The sequence below is a fragment of the Bacillus luti genome (genome assembly GCF_009739945.1).
Classification (GTDB): domain Bacteria; phylum Bacillota; class Bacilli; order Bacillales; family Bacillaceae_G; genus Bacillus_A; species Bacillus_A luti.
The window spans coordinates 311,293-327,032 of the sequence record NZ_CP040336.1 but is presented as its reverse complement, the minus strand read 5'-3'; the positions used below and the strand labels follow the sequence as shown (position 1 = coordinate 327,032).

General features: G+C 34.2%; 19 protein-coding genes, 1 pseudogene and 1 riboswitch. Of the genes and pseudogenes, 5 read left to right on the top strand and 15 right to left on the bottom strand.

Translation table 11 applies throughout. From position 1 onward, the window contains the following. Positions 1–16 precede the first annotated feature (16 nt). Together EUC40_RS01610 and EUC40_RS01605 are read right to left on the bottom strand one after the other, a co-directional pair. Positions 17–1,519, bottom strand: coding sequence for a DUF4077 domain-containing protein (locus EUC40_RS01610; RefSeq protein WP_156573339.1), 1,503 nt, complete (start codon positions 1,517–1,519; stop codon positions 17–19). Between the two features lie 27 nt (positions 1,520–1,546). Continuing rightward, positions 1,547–2,605: an endonuclease/exonuclease/phosphatase family protein gene (locus tag EUC40_RS01605; RefSeq protein ID WP_156573337.1), complete on the bottom strand. Its 1,059-nt coding sequence runs from the start codon at positions 2,603–2,605 to the stop codon at positions 1,547–1,549. 200 nt (positions 2,606–2,805) lie between these two features. Further along, positions 2,806–2,865, top strand: a riboswitch (Fluoride riboswitch). A gap of 53 nt (positions 2,866–2,918) precedes the next feature. Between EUC40_RS01605 and crcB (EUC40_RS01600) the strand changes: the two genes are divergently transcribed. Next, the gene (gene crcB, locus EUC40_RS01600) at positions 2,919–3,323 is read left to right on the top strand and encodes a fluoride efflux transporter CrcB (protein WP_071712760.1); all 405 of its coding nucleotides are present in this window, start codon (positions 2,919–2,921) and stop codon (positions 3,321–3,323) included. Then, positions 3,320–3,676: a fluoride efflux transporter CrcB gene (gene crcB, locus EUC40_RS01595; RefSeq protein ID WP_071712761.1), complete on the top strand. Its 357-nt coding sequence runs from the start codon at positions 3,320–3,322 to the stop codon at positions 3,674–3,676. The genes crcB (EUC40_RS01600) and crcB (EUC40_RS01595) overlap by 4 nt, the downstream gene beginning before the upstream one ends. Before the next feature lie 266 nt (positions 3,677–3,942). Here crcB (EUC40_RS01595) and EUC40_RS01590 read toward each other — a convergent pair whose 3' ends face one another. The 5 genes from EUC40_RS01590 to EUC40_RS01570 form a co-directional block, all read right to left on the bottom strand. Then, complete coding sequence (locus EUC40_RS01590) at positions 3,943–4,155, bottom strand: helix-turn-helix domain-containing protein (RefSeq protein WP_000974875.1); 213 nt, start codon at positions 4,153–4,155, stop codon at positions 3,943–3,945. Between the two features lie 11 nt (positions 4,156–4,166). After that, a complete protein-coding gene (locus EUC40_RS01585) occupies positions 4,167–4,493 on the bottom strand; it encodes a DUF2975 domain-containing protein (protein WP_244322177.1) in 327 nt (108 codons plus the stop codon). 82 nt (positions 4,494–4,575) lie between these two features. Then, positions 4,576–4,782, bottom strand: coding sequence for a DUF3955 domain-containing protein (locus EUC40_RS01580; protein ID WP_000761055.1), 207 nt, complete (start codon positions 4,780–4,782; stop codon positions 4,576–4,578). Positions 4,783–4,926: 144 nt separating this feature from the next. Then, on the bottom strand, positions 4,927–5,448 hold the full coding sequence (gene speG / locus EUC40_RS01575) for a spermidine N1-acetyltransferase (protein ID WP_000076832.1): 522 nt from the start codon (positions 5,446–5,448) through the stop codon (positions 4,927–4,929). A 149-nt stretch (positions 5,449–5,597) separates the two neighbouring features. After that, positions 5,598–6,149, bottom strand: a complete 552-nt coding sequence (locus EUC40_RS01570; RefSeq protein ID WP_156573335.1) for a PadR family transcriptional regulator — start codon at positions 6,147–6,149, stop codon at positions 5,598–5,600. A gap of 148 nt (positions 6,150–6,297) precedes the next feature. Between EUC40_RS01570 and EUC40_RS01565 the strand changes: the two genes are divergently transcribed. Both EUC40_RS01565 and EUC40_RS01560 read left to right on the top strand, forming a co-directional pair. Beyond that, positions 6,298–7,458, top strand: a complete 1,161-nt coding sequence (locus EUC40_RS01565) for an MFS transporter (RefSeq protein ID WP_156573333.1) — start codon at positions 6,298–6,300, stop codon at positions 7,456–7,458. Then, positions 7,459–7,788, top strand: coding sequence for a DUF1516 family protein (locus tag EUC40_RS01560; RefSeq protein ID WP_156573331.1), 330 nt, complete (start codon positions 7,459–7,461; stop codon positions 7,786–7,788). Positions 7,789–7,972: 184 nt separating this feature from the next. Here the strand turns inward: EUC40_RS01560 and psiE are convergent, their stop codons facing one another. Further along, positions 7,973–8,374, bottom strand: coding sequence for a phosphate-starvation-inducible protein PsiE (gene psiE / locus EUC40_RS01555; protein ID WP_156573328.1), 402 nt, complete (start codon positions 8,372–8,374; stop codon positions 7,973–7,975). Between the two features lie 55 nt (positions 8,375–8,429). Continuing rightward, positions 8,430–9,386 (bottom strand): annotated as a pseudogene (locus tag EUC40_RS01550) (nuclease-related domain-containing protein). A 399-nt stretch (positions 9,387–9,785) separates the two neighbouring features. On the opposite strand from EUC40_RS01550, the gene EUC40_RS01545 reads away from it, so the two are divergent. Further along, positions 9,786–10,751: a DUF4822 domain-containing protein gene (locus tag EUC40_RS01545; RefSeq protein ID WP_156573326.1), complete on the top strand. Its 966-nt coding sequence runs from the start codon at positions 9,786–9,788 to the stop codon at positions 10,749–10,751. 103 nt (positions 10,752–10,854) lie between these two features. Here the strand turns inward: EUC40_RS01545 and EUC40_RS01540 are convergent, their stop codons facing one another. From EUC40_RS01540 to EUC40_RS01515, 6 genes are all read right to left on the bottom strand, one after another. Continuing rightward, a complete protein-coding gene (locus EUC40_RS01540) occupies positions 10,855–11,286 on the bottom strand; it encodes a MarR family winged helix-turn-helix transcriptional regulator (RefSeq protein ID WP_156576902.1) in 432 nt (143 codons plus the stop codon). Next, positions 11,276–11,572, bottom strand: coding sequence for a transporter suffix domain-containing protein (locus EUC40_RS01535; RefSeq protein WP_156573324.1), 297 nt, complete (start codon positions 11,570–11,572; stop codon positions 11,276–11,278). The genes EUC40_RS01540 and EUC40_RS01535 overlap by 11 nt, the downstream gene beginning before the upstream one ends. Before the next feature lie 154 nt (positions 11,573–11,726). Beyond that, entirely contained in the window at positions 11,727–12,479 is a 753-nt protein-coding gene (locus EUC40_RS01530) for an iron ABC transporter ATP-binding protein (protein WP_087968642.1), read from the bottom strand. Then, complete coding sequence (locus EUC40_RS01525; RefSeq protein ID WP_156573322.1) at positions 12,476–13,540, bottom strand: iron chelate uptake ABC transporter family permease subunit; 1,065 nt, start codon at positions 13,538–13,540, stop codon at positions 12,476–12,478. The genes EUC40_RS01530 and EUC40_RS01525 overlap by 4 nt, the downstream gene beginning before the upstream one ends. Continuing rightward, positions 13,537–14,553: an ABC transporter permease gene (locus EUC40_RS01520; RefSeq protein WP_071712772.1), complete on the bottom strand. Its 1,017-nt coding sequence runs from the start codon at positions 14,551–14,553 to the stop codon at positions 13,537–13,539. Before EUC40_RS01520 ends, EUC40_RS01525 begins: the two co-directional genes overlap by 4 nt. Before the next feature lie 19 nt (positions 14,554–14,572). Further along, positions 14,573–15,586, bottom strand: a complete 1,014-nt coding sequence (locus EUC40_RS01515) for a siderophore ABC transporter substrate-binding protein (RefSeq protein ID WP_156573320.1) — start codon at positions 15,584–15,586, stop codon at positions 14,573–14,575. Positions 15,587–15,740: the final 154 nt, after the last annotated feature.

The following is a 15,740-nucleotide window of genomic DNA, read 5'->3' as shown; positions in this document are numbered from 1 at the left end:
CCCTTTTCAAGAGATATTACTTTTCTAAAATATCTTCTAATAACTTCACTTGCTCGCTAACAGTATGTAATGTCTTCACTGATATATCATTTCGATGTTTTTCTTCTTCCACACTTGCTAACACTTCTTCTGTAGCCGCAGAAGTTTGCTGAATTACATGAGAAGCATGTGTAACATCCTTTACGATATTCGTCGTTTTAACTTGGAAACTTTCTTGATGACCGACAATCTCTCTCATTACATCATTAATTGCATCAATAAACTTTCCTAAATCCGTTACGTTTGTTAAAACGCTTGCTAACATTTCATTACATTCTTCTTGTACTCTTTCTGATTTCTCTACCTGCACTTCTACCTTACTTGCTTGATTACTAAACTCCTTCAAAATCCCTTGAATTCTTCCTGCAGAACGATTCGATTCCTCAGCAAGCTTTAATACTTCATTCGCTACAATAGCAAATCCTTTTCCATGCTCGCCTGCTCTTGCAGCTTCAATATTTGCATTTAAAGCTAGCAAACTCGTCTGACTTGAAATATTCGTTATTACATCTACAATTTCATTAATTTGTTTCGATTGCATCATTAAGTCTCTAAATATAATTCCTGATTGTGAAACAACATCATTTAAACTTCTCATATTCGCTTCAAAATTTCGTAAAGTATGTACACTACCCTTTGAAATTTCTAAGCTTTCATCAAAATGAATCGACGCATTTCTTACTTGAGAAATGATTTGTTCAATATTCCCCTCCATATCATTCAATACTTCTACTGAACGATGCATCATCTCTGATTGTGATTGAGTGCCAACTGCTACCTCTTCAAAAGCGAAATTAATTTCACTCATCGACTCCATTGATGTATTCATATTTTGTCTTAAATGATTGAAATTACTATCTAACTTTACAACCGTTTCCTCAATAAGTCTTTGAGTCTCTTCTAGCTCCTGAGCTTTCCTCATTACTTCTTGCTTCTCATCACTTAAACGAGCTAGCAGATTAGAGCCAATCTTCGTTACGCCCCACATTGCGATTGTTACAATCGCTAACAAGCTTGCGAAGTTTGCAGCTTCAGATGCCGCTGTATAAGCAAAAAATTGCTCCGGCCAATAACTACAAAGAATAAATGTAATAACAACCGCCACTCCGCCAAGAATGATAACGAGACGTTCACTTAAATAAATAAGTGAAACTGCTAATGTAAAGTAAACCATTTGAAATACAGCCGGGCTTTCATTAAAAGCTTGTACCATAATGAAAGACATAATAAGCAACATAAATGTCATGATATATTTATACATCGCTTCCATGCTTGCTATAAAAGTAAGCAGCGTTCCAAATACAACAACAGAAATGCCACAAACCCAAAATGCTATTGCCCTCTCTGTAAAAATATATCCGTAATACCCAATCGCGATTATTCCAAGAAAGAAACTACAGAGCGTAATAAACAGCAATAAATGATTTTTCTGTGATTCTTTCTCAAGGTTAGAAAAACAAGTTTTCTTTAACCACTCCATATATAAAGTCCCACCTTCTGCACTTAATTACTTCAGCTTAAATACCGCACTCACTGGGTTATGATCACTATTTTCAAACTTTAAATCTTTCCCTTGCACATTTACAATCTCCACATTCGGTGAAACGATAAAGCCATCAATAATCGTAACAAAGTTTTCACCTGCTACATATTTCTTCACATCATCTCTCACAGTCATAACAGATGGATCTACAGCCCATTTAAATCCCCCGTCAGTAAAATCTTTCGGCAATTCTACTAACCATTCCGGACGCTCTTTCACAAACTTCGGATCGCTTAATTGAACGTCGGAAAGTAATTGATTCCAATCTCCACCCATTATGACGTAATCACCATTTTGATAATGCTTGTTCATATATTCTTTTAAATACTCTACTTGCTGTTTTCTAATTTTCCCGCCCTCATCATAAGCAGACAAATGTAAATTTACGAGCCTAACAAACTTTCCGTTATTAACCGGGATTTTATATTCAACAATCGCTCGGTCCAAGTCAAATAAACGCTTTGGCCAAGGCTCCATTCCAGGAAGCTGGAACCTCTCCGCTGTTTGAACTTTATATTTAGAAAACGTACTCAATCCAGCCTCTGCATATCCCATTGGACTTGTTACTGGAACTGGAACCCATTTTGTATCGTAATTCTTTCCAAATGAAGAAGCATAATCAGGTAGTCCTTTTTTCAAAAATTCATGTCCATTTACATCGAATGATCGAAGTGACTTTATATCAACTTCTTGTAATAACGCAAAATCACTATTCTCATTTTGTAAGAAAGAAAGCATCTTCTTTAAGTTCACTTCAGTCTGTTCTTTACTACTTGAACCAGAACCTTTTCCGCCATCCATAAAGAAGTCTTGATCCTTATCTAATCCAGCATAACCAATATTGAATGTCGTAACTTTAAATTCATTTCCTTGCTCTAATACGCGTTCTTTATTATTTTCCACCTTCAAACTTATAACATCAGCCGGCTGTTCTTTTGTAAGTGTCATATATCCTAAAAATCCACCTAAAATGGCTGCTCCTACTAAAATCAATACAAGTATTACTTTTAAAACCTTCTTCAAACAAACGACCCCTTTTCTAGAAACACAAATATTTTTTCTTTATTTTCAGTTAATTATAACAAAATGACAAACGTAAGAAATATTTTATCATACTTAAAACCATGAATCATTATATTTAGGTTTTCAATAATTTATATAATTTATAATCACCTCGAAATTCCCATTGGAATTTAACACCAATATTTAGTACACTATATGTAATAATCATAGGCGATGGAGTTCGCCGTAACCGCTAGTTAGCTAATGACTCCTACCAGTATGCTTGCTGGTAGGAGTCTATTTTTTTGAACAAACTATGAAAGAGGTGAGAAAATTGATTTATATTATCGTTGGCATAGCGGGTGTATTAGGAGCTCTTTCCCGTTATTATGTAGGGCTTTCTATTCATACATTTTGGCATCATTCATTTCCGTTAGCTACATTACTTATTAACTTAGCTGGCTGCTTCTTATTAGCCTGGCTAACTACTTATATCGCTCGGCTAAACATCTTACCTTCTGAGGCTGTTACAGGCATCGGGACTGGATTCATTGGTTCCTTTACGACGTTTTCAACGTTCAGTGTAGAAACCGTGCAATTAATCAATCATTCTGAATGGAGCACAGCTTTCTTATACGTATCATGTAGCATACTTGGTGGTCTCATTATGTCTGGCCTTGGCTATACACTAGGTGATTTCTTAATTAAGAAGCGCCTTACGGAGGGTGATTTCTCATGATGGAGGCTTTATTAGTGGCAACTGGAGGTTTCTTCGGTGCTATTACACGATTTGCCATTAGCAATTGGTTTAAAGAAAGAAATACAACTTCCTTTCCAATCGCTACATTTCTTGTAAATATAACGGGAGCCTTTTTACTCGGATATATAATTGGAACGGGAATAACCACAGGTTGGCAGCTTCTACTAGGTACTGGTTTTATGGGGGCTTTCACTACATTTTCAACATTGAAATTAGAATTTGTCCAACTGCTGGATCGCAAAAAGATTGGTATGTTCCTTGTATATGTGAGTAGTACATATACAATTGGTATCCTCCTCGCTTTCCTTGGAATGAAACTTGGCGGAATATAAAAAGAGCGACTGTTATATCAGTCGCTTTCTTTCATAAAAAGTATGTCTCTCAATGCGGAATTGAAATTAGAGCTGCTGGATGAACAACTTACGGAACAACACCGCAATATAGTATGTACTGCATAATAGATCGATTGAATTGTCTCTTGCACTCCAGTTGCTGAATCTATATCTCTATCGGAAAAACAAGCATTATTCCGCTCACTTTTTACGCATAATTACACTTCACCTATACCACATGTTTGTTGTTCTCATACGTAACTGTACTAGAACTCATCCTTTTCATATTCTAAAATATCGCCAGGCTGACACTCTAACACTTCACATATCTTCTCTAAAGTTGAAAACTTAATTGCTTTCGCTTTCCCATTTTTCAAAATAGAAACATTCGCCATCGTAATTCCTAATCTTCCAGATAGCTCTGTCACACTCATTTTCCGCTTCGCTAACATTACATCAAGATTTACTATAATCGCCATAACAGAGCACCTCAAATCGTTAAGTCGTTATCTTCTTTTATGTCACTCGCTTTCCTAACTAAATGAGAAGGTAAAGAAATGAAAATGGATATAACAACTGAGAAAAATAAAATAAGGAATAGAATCACTAAAATACTTGCATGATAATCCCCTACTATAAAAATATACAATAATGCTCCAATATATAAAATACCTTCCATCATCGATGAAATGCTAATTCTCTTTAATCTCTTCGCATTTTGTGAAGTAAATGCTTCATCTACAGCAATATCTGAACATATTTTCCACCCTAAAAATAAGGCAATAAAATAATGATAAGTCTTTAACCAAATTGACAACTCTCTTTACCTAACGAAAATTAACCTCCCAAATAAACGTACAAAAAACGGCAAAGATAATCACTTGCCGCTTATATATGATTTACTTATTCTCTTTTAATTTTGATTGAATAAATGTAAATGAACCTGCCGCTATCGCCATAAAGAATAGCAAATAACTTACTGGTACTAAGAAAAAGTAAGGCTCCATTAGCATACCATTCTCCGCTACCGTACTATTCGAACTATGTATCGATAAGCAAATAACTCCAAGCACGATTAACATAATGGATAATACATATTTTTTCATAATACATTCTCCTCTATACGTAAAATTCTTCTTCGCTAACTACCATCATAATAACGAAATACATATTATAAGTCAATTAATATTTATCGTTTTACAATAAATAAATATCATTCTAAATAAAAAAGCGTTTATAAAGTTAATACTTTATAAACGCTTTTTTTCTAAATATTGCTTCTGAAACATGCACATTCTTATTGCATTATGATACGTGCCATCTACGAAGAATTCATCTTGTAGCTCGCCTTCTACTATAAAACCAACCTTGTTATAAACATGCACAGCTTTTTCATTCTCTTTATCGACAACTAAATATATTTTATGCATATTTAATACAGAAAAAGCGTAATCCATCGCTAGACGCGTCGCATCAACTGCATATCCGTGACCTTGATAACTCGGATCAATAATAATTTGGAATTCCGTTCTTCGGTGAATATAATCGATTTCGACTAACTCGACCAACCCAACCATTTCATTATCTTTCTCAACGATAAATCGGCGTTCACTTTGATCGTGTATATGTTTATCGTACAAGTCTTGCAATTCTACAAAGGCCTCATACGGCTCTTCAAACCAATATGACATAATATGTGCGTTATTATTCAGTTCGTGTACGAACTTTAAATCCTCTCGTTCTAAAGGACGTAATTTTAATTCCTGACTCATTTCTATAACCTCCAAGTAAAAGAAACCTCTTCACTTAATTTCTCAATTTTTTTCAATTTCAAACGCCCTAATTACATTGTAAACTTTCAAGTTGCTTGAAGGTCAAGACATAAAAAAATAGTGCAAACTTATGCCTGCACTACTTACTCTTACTCTTCTTCTTGCAATGTTTCTAACACTTCAATTGCCCATTCGCACCAATCAATGTACATTTTTGAATACCTTATTCCATATTCAACAGTAATATACTCACCTATTACCTGTTGGCGAACAGACGACTGATCTGGAAAACCATAATCTTTCCACTTTTGTGTTTCTCTCATTACATACGTTTCTCTATCAATTATCTTCTGTAACAATGAAATGGCTTCATTCACAGAAATAACATTAAAACTTGATGCTTTTAATAAAAACTCATCTTTTATACGTTGAGGCTTCGTTTTCGAATGAATAATCCATTCAATAAGAGCCCTTTCACCCTCTTTTGTCAAAGAATATATTTTTTTATTTGGACTTCCTTCTTGGTAAATATATTCGAACGTAACCAGGTCATCTTTCTCCATTTTTGATAATTCTTTATACACTTGTGAATGACTTGAATTCCAAAAATAAATAAGTTGTTCTTGAAAAGTGTGATACAAATCGTAACCCGTTTGTTCTTTTTTTGAAAGTAGTCCAAGTAATGCATAACGAATAGACATTCTTAAAACTCCTAACCTAGCTTTTAAATTATGAATAATTTGTTTCAATTTTATTATATCGATTGTACTCCTTTTAATAAACCATTATTATAACCATATGACTATTTAGTCATATGGCACAAAAACAATAAAAGTAAAGGAGGATATGATGAAAAGGAATATAGTTCCGTTAATGACCGTTCAGTTTTTCATCTTTTTAGGCTTCGGTATGATTATCCCTGTTCTACCAGAAATCATTACAAATTTAAATGTATCATCACATCATTTAGGTATGCTGTTATCTTCTTATTCGCTTGCTTCATTCCTAACAGCTCCACTTTGGGGAAAGATTTCTGATCGAGCAGGTCGGCGTCCTGTACTACTAATTGGCATACTCGGATATTCCATTAGTTTTTTCTTAACAGGCTTACTGATTGATAATTTAACTGGCTTATACATCGCACGAAGCCTAAATGGATTGTTTGCAGGTGCATTATACACCGCTGCAACAGCTTCAATTGTCGATATGACAAATGAAACTGAGCGTAATCGTTATATTGGAATGATGGGTGCTTGCATTGGCATGGGCTTTATTGTCGGCCCTGCAATTGGCGGTATGCTCAGCCATTTTGGAAATGCGGTTCCATTCCAAATCGCTAGCAATCTGCTTATCATTTTATTTCTATATACATTCTTTACTTTTAAAGAGAGTTTAAACAATGCAGATGAAAAAGATGCGGGGAATCCATTTGAAAAATTTGTTCGTTTACCACCTACATCAATCGGATTGTTTTTCATTACTTTCACTATTTCCATGGCATTAGCTGGATTAGAAGGTACCTATCAACTATTTGGTAAACAAGCAATCTGCATTAAACCATTACAAATCGGCATAATCTTTTTAGCAAGCGGCCTAGTAGATGCATTTATACAAGGTGGACTCATACGCTACATTCGTAACGGAGATGAAAAACGCTACATTATAATCGGACAAATCATTTCTGCAACAGGACTATTTCTAACCCCATTCATTATGAACTTACTATGGGCCGGCATTTGTTTATCCATCTTCACAGCTGGAAACGCACTCGTACGAACATGTACACTTTCATTTTTAACAAAACAAGTACAAAGCGATCATGGTACCATTTCTGGCTTAAACTATTCATTTGACAGTTTAGGAAGAATTATCGGACCAGTACTTTTCACAATGATCTTTACATCACAAGGGGCAGTATCTTTCACAGTAGGCGGCATAATGACGATGCTTTCTATCGGATTAGTAATTATATTTTCAAAAAAACAACATACATATGGGAGTGAACTTTAAATGCTTAATACTTTTTATCAAATTCACGCGGGATCATGGGCAATTCTTATCATCTTATTTATTATGAGTTACATGCTAAAGAAACAAGAATTCACATTATGGGGACAACGTGCCTTTTATGTTCTTATGCTCGGTTCAGGAATTGGAATGGTCGTCATTAAAAACTTCCCAGTCATTTCTATGATAAAAGCTGGATTCGCACTTATCTTGATTATGTCCATGGAAATCCTCGTAGCAAAAAAAAGAAGAGGAGAAACTCATACGTTATGGTGGGGTATATTCACTATGGCACTCATCGTTATTTTATTAATTGGATTTCATATTATATAAAGTGAAACTTTAATCAGTGGGGGTTTTGTTCATCCCCCACTGATTATTAGTTGAACCAATCGGACTTTTACGGACAGTTGATCCCCCACCTAACTTCTTTGCTTCCGCTGAATTTTGAGGTGGGGGTCTTACTGCCCGTTAAAGCGGGATAAATAAAAAACCCCTATATTTAGGGGTTTTTTCACTACTCTTTTCTCAAATCTCTCATATTCGATATGTATAACGCAATAACTAAAACAAGAATTGCTCCTGCGTATAATAACGTCTCCATCGGTTCCTCATGAGATACAATAATTAATCGAATTAACGCCGTAATTCCGATATAAATAAAATAACGTAACGGGAAATGATAGTTCGATTTAAAATACTTAATAATTAATGCAATGAACTCGAAGTATAAGAAATAGACGATGATACTTTCAACTAATTTATATGACGTATACTTCTTCGCTGAAAATATGTATTGAATAAAAGTAATCGTTTCATTAATTAAAAAGATAGATAAAACAATGGATAATATGATTAACGCTATATTTAATATCCACTGTAAAACACTAGCTATATAATGATCGATATGAGATTTCATTTGCTCTCCGCACTCCCCTTCATATAAACACTTATTTATTATAGCAAAATTATAATTAGAGGTGGGTTAGATCGTATTTTCGGCCTTTATTGGTGCCACTGTGGGGGAGGTTCATTGTTTAGAGGAGTCTTTTAACCGCGGAACTAGATTGCATATTAAGAAAGTCCCTCAATTTGCTATTAGTAGTTATCATTCCAAACAGAAGTGTGTAATCTTGTAAAGCACGTAAATGAGCGTGTTTAGACGTACTATTACAGTTTGAGCAACGCCATCCCTGTTTTTCTTTTAACATTGCCATTGTAAAACATTCCTCACACTGCACGCCCTTTAGCAATTCCTCTTTTTTAATTTTCTATTGTGCAAGGATATTTTGTCGCTGCTGAGAATGTTCATTCATGATTTGAGCTATAAGTTCATTTATATTACCAATCGATTTTTCTTTATATTGATTTTCAAGCTGTTTTATTTTATTAGGTAAATTTGCGCTGTGGATAATTTTACTAGAAAGTATTTCATCTGAAGTTTTAATAATTGTACGAGGGGAACTAATTACAACGAGGGATTCAATCGGAAGATTATATAAACCATGCAGACTCAGCCATTTTCTCAGCTGCATCTCTTGTCGCTTAAGCTGTAAAATCGGATCTGGGAAACCTTCTTCCGTACTACCATCTGTTATTCGAATGAGCTGATTAAACTTTGCATCAAAAACTAATGTACCAATGATATTTTTTATTTCAAGAAAAAGAAGAAAACATGCGGAAACTATGAGGGTATCAATTTGGAAATAATGCTTCTGATCAAACAACCTGATATCATGTAAAATACGATATTCTGCTTCGGGTAGAAAACTAAGCGGATATTCAATCGCCTGTTCTCCTTTATAACCAGCCATAAACTTAGCTAGATTTTCAGAAACCATGTTCCTTTTTAGATGGTGGGCAGGCAATCTTCTCAGTAAAGCCTCTAATTGAAGTAAATGTATGGGCATTTTCCGTTCTTTCACAATCATCTTTATCCCCCTCCAAAATATATCAGCGATTTTTCAAATATATCAGCGCAACTCAAATTATATCGGCGATTTTCGAAATATATCGACTTACCGACAAATAACGACACAACATACACCCATGAAATCCTATACACAGTATAACATCACAGCTAAAATCGCATTGTAAGCATAATATGTATACCCCAATCTGATTACACCATTTTCAAAATAAGAGATTTACATTCACCTCATGTAAAAGACCTTTTATAAATATGAACATTTTTTAGGAATTAGTTTATCTTTTTTAATGATTTATTTAGAGGGAGTTTATAGTCGAGTATTAACATAATAAACGTAGTAACTATCACTATAATCACAAACCATACTACTTACATTTATAAAATAAGGAGACGATAAAACATGAACAAAAAAACGAAAGCACTATCATCTATATTGCTCGGATTCACACTAGCACTAACAGGGTGTGTTGGTACTAAAGCCGAAGAAAATCATAGTAAGCCGAAACATGAACAAGCTGCTAAAGAAACAAAAAAGGAAAATAAGTTAACGAAAGGCCAAAAAATGGCTAACATTCTTAGCGACACAAATTGGCAAGGCACACGAGTATTAGATAAAGATAAAAATGACTTAACAAAAGAAAATGCAAACTTCATTGGTCTTGCAAAATATGATGCAAAGTCTGGAAGGTATGAATTTTTTGATGCTAAAACAGGTGCAAGTCGTGGCGATAAAGGAACTTTCTTTATCACAAATGATGGTAAGAAGAGAATATTAATTTCAGAATCAATGAAATATCAAGCTGTTGTTGATATGACAAAGCTAAATAAAAATGTATTTACTTATAAACGAATGGGGAAAGACGCTAACGGTAAAGATGTAGAAGTTTTCGTTGAACATGTTCCATATAAAGAAAAAGAACTTTCTTTCACTGATCCGGACAAGCAACTGAACACGACTACAGGCGATATCGTTAAAAACATTGATGGGGATAAAATTTTAGGTGGAACCCTTTGGCACGGAACAAAAGTATTAGATGAAGCTGGTAAGGATGTAACACAGTTTAATTCGAATTTTATAAGTCTAGCAAAATTTGATGACAAATCTAATAAATATGAATTCTTCAATAACGAAACAGGTCAAAGCCGCGGTGATTATGGCTACTTCGATGTTGTACACGAAAATAAAATAAGAGCTCATGTTTCAATTGGAAATAATAAATATGGTGCGGCTCTTGAACTTACTGAACTAAATAATAAGAAATTTACGTATAAAAGAACTGGTAAAGACCAAGCTGGTAAGGATATAACTGTATTCGTTGAACATGAACCTTATAAAGGTGATATGAAGCCACAATTTAGCTTTTAAAATTTTTCTTATGAATCCACTTTTTATATTCGAAACATGCATTAGCATAAGCTGACCGTTTTGGTCAGCTTATGCTTCTTTTTACATGTAACAACCACTACATCTACAGCTCTCCAATTACCTTCGTTAGCTTTTGAAGTGCTGATAAAAGGTTTGTTAATTCTTCAGGTGATAAACTTGCATAATACTTTTCCGAAACTTGCTCCATATATGCATCCATTTCTTGTTTGTATAACAAGCCTTTCTCCCCTAATTCAACTGAAAATGCACGTTTATCTTCTACATGTTGCCTTCTGAAAATGTATCCATCCTTTTCAAGTTTGACTAACTGTTGGCTAACGGCACTCTTCGTTACATTCATTTTTTCTGCTAGCTCTTTAGGAGTAGATGATGGGTACCGAATAATTAATGTTAATAACGTATATTGCTGATTATTTAAATTGAAATTCGTATAGGATCTTTCTTTCGTTTCAAGTAATATCCATAATTCTTCAAGTGTTAGATTGATTTCCTCAGCTATATTTTTATTTTTCATACTTGTCTCTCTCACCTTTTCTTCTCCAATTTTTCGGGTTTAAATACTTTTTATATTTTGACACCACTTCTTTCCCAACAAAGACAGCACCTATCAAAAATAGGATTTCTCCTACTACTATACACCCTGGAATAACAATGGCCTTTATCTGCGTCGAAAGCGAAGTAAATGGTATGATTAAAGCACTCGCCCAAAGTAGAACATATATGATTAGAAGCCCTATTCCAACTTTAAAAAGCAATGGCTTTTTTTGTTTATTTCCGTTTGAAACTATTTCTTTTTCCATTTCAAAACCTCCAACTTCAATATGATTTAGTTTAGTTAACTAAACTATAAATCAAAATTAATTCGATTGCAAGATAAAAAAACTGCTGCCTGTAAAATACAGACAGCAACTTCAACTAGAGTGTCTTGCATAATCTACGCAAGACATTTTATAACTAATAAACAGCTATCGGCCCATAAGGACCATTAATAATCTCTATTTTTGTTTCAAAAATATCTGTCAAAAGTGTTGGGTCCATAACCTCTTCTACTGTTCCAAAAGCAGCAATTTGTCCATCTTTCATAGCACAAATTTTGTCAGAGTATTTAGCTGCAAAATTTATGTCATGCATAACAGTCAAAATTGTTCTTCCAAATTCATTAGCCGCACGTCTCAAATGCTCCATCATTTGAACAGAACGCGCAACATCAAGGTTGTTTAAAGGCTCATCCAAAAGTACATATTCAGTCTCTTGGCACAATACCATCGCTACATATGCCCTTTGTCTTTGACCACCAGAAAGCTCATCTAAATATCTATTCTCTAAATTAGTTAAATCTAGAAAATCGATATATTTAGAAATAATAACTTCATCCTCTTTCGTTAATCTTCCCTTTGAATAAGGAAAGCGCCCAAATCCAACTAATTGTCTAACAGTAAGCCTAGTTACAAAATGATTTTCTTGTCGTAATATAGTCAAAACTTTTGCTAAGTCTTTTGATTTGGATTCAGAAACATCCATATTCGCTACCTGAATTTGACCTTCATCCATATCTAAAAGTCTGCCAATCATCAAAAGTGTCGTAGACTTTCCAGCACCATTTGGTCCAATTAAAGAAGTAAAGCCCGCTTTTGGTATTTCAATATCCAAAGGTCCTATTTTTACCTTATCAGTATAGAACTTTTTAACATTATCAATTTTTATCATAAAGCCCTCTTCCTTAAAACTATAGTTAAGAATATGATTCCACCAAATAATTCAATAATAACGGAAACTACACCTTGAGCATGGAATACATGATACATTAAAAAGTATGCACTCGTCATTATCAAAAAGCCTATTGCAAAAGCCATTGGGAAAATATATCTATGATCATATGTTGCCGCCGCCTGATAACTCAAAGTTGCTACTAAAAAGCCGTAGAACGTAAGTGGTCCAATTAGAGCTGTTGAGATAGACATCAAAATAGCAACTAACACAAGCGTATAAATTACACTAGGTTGATATTTAACCCCAAAAGAAGTAGCAACATCCTTTCCTAATGACAAAACATTCAACTTCTTAGAATGAGCAAAAATTAATACTGCTACAATTATGATCATAGGAATTACAATAGGAAAATATGCAGGGTCTGCATGATTAACAGAACCAAATAATCTCGCTTGTAAAATATCAAATTCTGAAGGCGCAAGTAGTTTTCTCATGAAAGTTGACACAGAATTTAGCCCGGTACCAATAATAATTCCAACTAAAAGCATAAGTTGTAAATTCCCGTATTTACCGGAAAGTAACCATCCATAAAGTATCAAACTCATGAAGACCATCACAACAACTTGAAATAAAAATGATCCAATTCCATTAAAGTTTATTAATGCACTAGCACCAAAGAAGAATATTGTACTCGTTTGAATTGCTGAATACAGTGATTCGAAACCTAAAAGTGAAGGAGTAATAATTTTATTATTCGTAATAGATTGGAAAGCAACTGTCGATAAGCTATGACAAACTGCAGCAATAATCATTGCAACAATAGCTACTATCCTTCTCTTAACAACTGGGATAAAAGAAGGTGAATCTATCGGAACTGGGTTGTTATAAACTAAAAGTCCATATGAAGAAAGGAGACCTAAAGCAATCAATGCTATGAGTAAAATCCAATAACGTCTTGCTTCCTTCTTAGAACGAAAAGCACTAGCTGATCTACTTGCATTATGAAGGCTAGAATCGATTTCGACATTTTCTTTATTTTTATATTCTAATGTGATCATCGCAGCCTCCTTGGTTTTCTTTGTCTCAATAGAATAGTAATAAATACGACCGCTCCCACTGTTGCAAGTATTAAAGAAACAGGTACTTCAAAAGGCTTTATAATTGTTCGAGAAATGATGTCACAGGCAGTTATTGTCCCCATTCCAATCACACAAACCCAAGGTAAATTACTTCTAAGATCATCACCTCTAAACATGGAAACAATATTTGGCACAATTAATCCCAAGAAAGGTAAGTGTCCAATAACAGCTGCAACAATTCCAACTGCAACAGAGATAAGGCCAGTCCCAAAAAGAACAATTCTATTGTAATTAACGCCAAGGCTTGTTGCGACATCTTCTCCTAGTCCAGCTAAAGTCAATCTATTAGCATACATAAAAATAAGCAAAGTAATGATAACAATCAGCCATAAATATTCATATCTTCCCACCTGAATGTTAGCAAATGAACCTACAAACCAAGTTTCAATACTTTGCGTCATTTGGAAAAGGAGTCCCAAAAAAGTAGACACTGCAGAAATAACTGCTCCAAGCATCAATCCAATAATCGGGACAATTAAAGACGAACGAAGCTTAACTCTTCTTAAAAATAAAAAGAAAATCATAGTTCCTATAAAAGAAAAAATGATTGCACCAGTCATTCTTTGAACTAAAGTCGGGGCAGGAAATAGTAAATACACAAAAAGCAGGCCTAAGCCTGACCATTCAATCGTCCCCGTTGTAGTAGGTTCAACAAAGCGATTTTGTGTAATGAGTTGCATTACGAGTCCTGCCATCGCCATTGCAGCTCCAGTAAGCATTAATGCAACTGTTCTCGGAACACGAGTGATGAAAAACATCTCCATTCCGTCCTCTTGTCCACGTATATCATAAACTCCAGTAAACAGTGATATAATCCCTAAAATTATAACAACTATAACCGCTATTATAAAAGGTTTTGTCCATATTTTATTGTGATTATAAAACTGGGGTTGAGAAATATTCTCAACCCTAGAAATCATATTTTTTGACACTATTTCGTACCCCTTTACACTACTTAGCTAAAGTTTTTGCAAGATTTCCAAATAACTCTACATAAGTCTGAATTGATTCATTTGTGTAAGTATCTTCTGGTGCATAAACAACTTGTTTTTTAGAAACAGCAGTTGTATTTTGAAGAGCTGGTGATTTAGAAATAACATCCTTAGCAGGTGTTGACTTAGCTGCATCAGATGTTGCAGCATCACGATCTAATACGAAAAGCCAATCAGGATTTGTTTGTGCAATAGCTTCAACAGAAACGTCATCACCTTTATGACCTGCAGTAGAATTAGACACTTCTAATGCTGGAGTCCAACCGAAAATTTCATACATTGGTCCCCAAACACGACCAGAATGTGGAGCAGCAAAACCAATATTCCCACCAGTAACGATAACACTCATAACTTTATCTTTTCCGTTATAAGCAGATTTTGCTTTTTCAATAGATTTATCAAAATCAGCTACTAATTGTTTAGCTTCTTTATCTTTATCAAAGATTTTTCCTAGAGTAGTTGTAGAATTTTTAAGTCCATCTACTAAATTTTTTCCAGGCGTAGCAGATTTCTCAGAAACATCAAAATTAAGATCAATAACAGCTGCTTTTGGCACTAATTTTTTGATTTCTTCGTAATGATCAGCGAATCTTTGACCAACGATTACAAGTTCAGGGTTTGCCGCTGCAATAATTTCAAGATTTGGTTCACGGTGATTCCCAATATTTTGAACTTTTTCATCCTTTTTATATGCTGAATCAGCAGGCATGATATCCTTTGGAGCAGCCGCTAGTTTAATTCCCCAATCAGCTAAAGTTTCAAAAGTTCTATTATCTAAAGCAACTACATTCTTTGGATTTACAGGAACTGTAACTTTTCCATGCGCATCAGTGATTTCAACCGTTTTTGGCTTATCACTACTATTACCTTTAGTAGCTTTCGAAGTTTCTTTACCTGAATCTGAGCAAGCTACTAACATTAAAGTGAAAATTGCTAGAATGCTCACTAATTTTAAAAGCATAGTTTTTTTCATACGTATACTCCTTATTATGTAATTTATTTCGAAAATGATGACGTTCATAGATTGAATTAGATAGTAACTGCTACTCACCTAAATCAATATTGATAATCATTTTCATTTGAATACCCTGTTAATTAGTATAATCATTAATTCTGTGAAAATCTTG

Bases quoted from the DNA above. Each gene is read 5' to 3' on its own strand.
- EUC40_RS01610 (WP_156573339.1), bottom strand. From the start codon at position 1,519: ATGGAGTGGTTAAAGAAAACTTGTTTTTCTAACCTTGAGAAAGAATCA.
- crcB (WP_071712761.1), top strand. From the start codon at position 3,320: ATGATGGAGGCTTTATTAGTGGCAACTGGAGGTTTCTTCGGTGCTATT.
- EUC40_RS01590 (WP_000974875.1), bottom strand. From the start codon at position 4,155: ATGGCGATTATAGTAAATCTTGATGTAATGTTAGCGAAGCGGAAAATG.
- EUC40_RS01580 (WP_000761055.1), bottom strand. From the start codon at position 4,782: ATGAAAAAATATGTATTATCCATTATGTTAATCGTGCTTGGAGTTATT.
- speG (WP_000076832.1), bottom strand. From the start codon at position 5,448: ATGAGTCAGGAATTAAAATTACGTCCTTTAGAACGAGAGGATTTAAAG.
- EUC40_RS01570 (WP_156573335.1), bottom strand. From the start codon at position 6,149: ATGTCTATTCGTTATGCATTACTTGGACTACTTTCAAAAAAAGAACAA.
- EUC40_RS01565 (WP_156573333.1), top strand. From the start codon at position 6,298: ATGAAAAGGAATATAGTTCCGTTAATGACCGTTCAGTTTTTCATCTTT.
- EUC40_RS01560 (WP_156573331.1), top strand. From the start codon at position 7,459: ATGCTTAATACTTTTTATCAAATTCACGCGGGATCATGGGCAATTCTT.
- psiE (WP_156573328.1), bottom strand. From the start codon at position 8,374: ATGAAATCTCATATCGATCATTATATAGCTAGTGTTTTACAGTGGATA.
- EUC40_RS01545 (WP_156573326.1), top strand. From the start codon at position 9,786: ATGAACAAAAAAACGAAAGCACTATCATCTATATTGCTCGGATTCACA.
- EUC40_RS01540 (WP_156576902.1), bottom strand. From the start codon at position 11,286: ATGAAAAATAAAAATATAGCTGAGGAAATCAATCTAACACTTGAAGAA.
- EUC40_RS01535 (WP_156573324.1), bottom strand. From the start codon at position 11,572: ATGGAAAAAGAAATAGTTTCAAACGGAAATAAACAAAAAAAGCCATTG.
- EUC40_RS01530 (WP_087968642.1), bottom strand. From the start codon at position 12,479: ATGATAAAAATTGATAATGTTAAAAAGTTCTATACTGATAAGGTAAAA.
- EUC40_RS01525 (WP_156573322.1), bottom strand. From the start codon at position 13,540: ATGATCACATTAGAATATAAAAATAAAGAAAATGTCGAAATCGATTCT.
- EUC40_RS01515 (WP_156573320.1), bottom strand. From the start codon at position 15,586: ATGAAAAAAACTATGCTTTTAAAATTAGTGAGCATTCTAGCAATTTTC.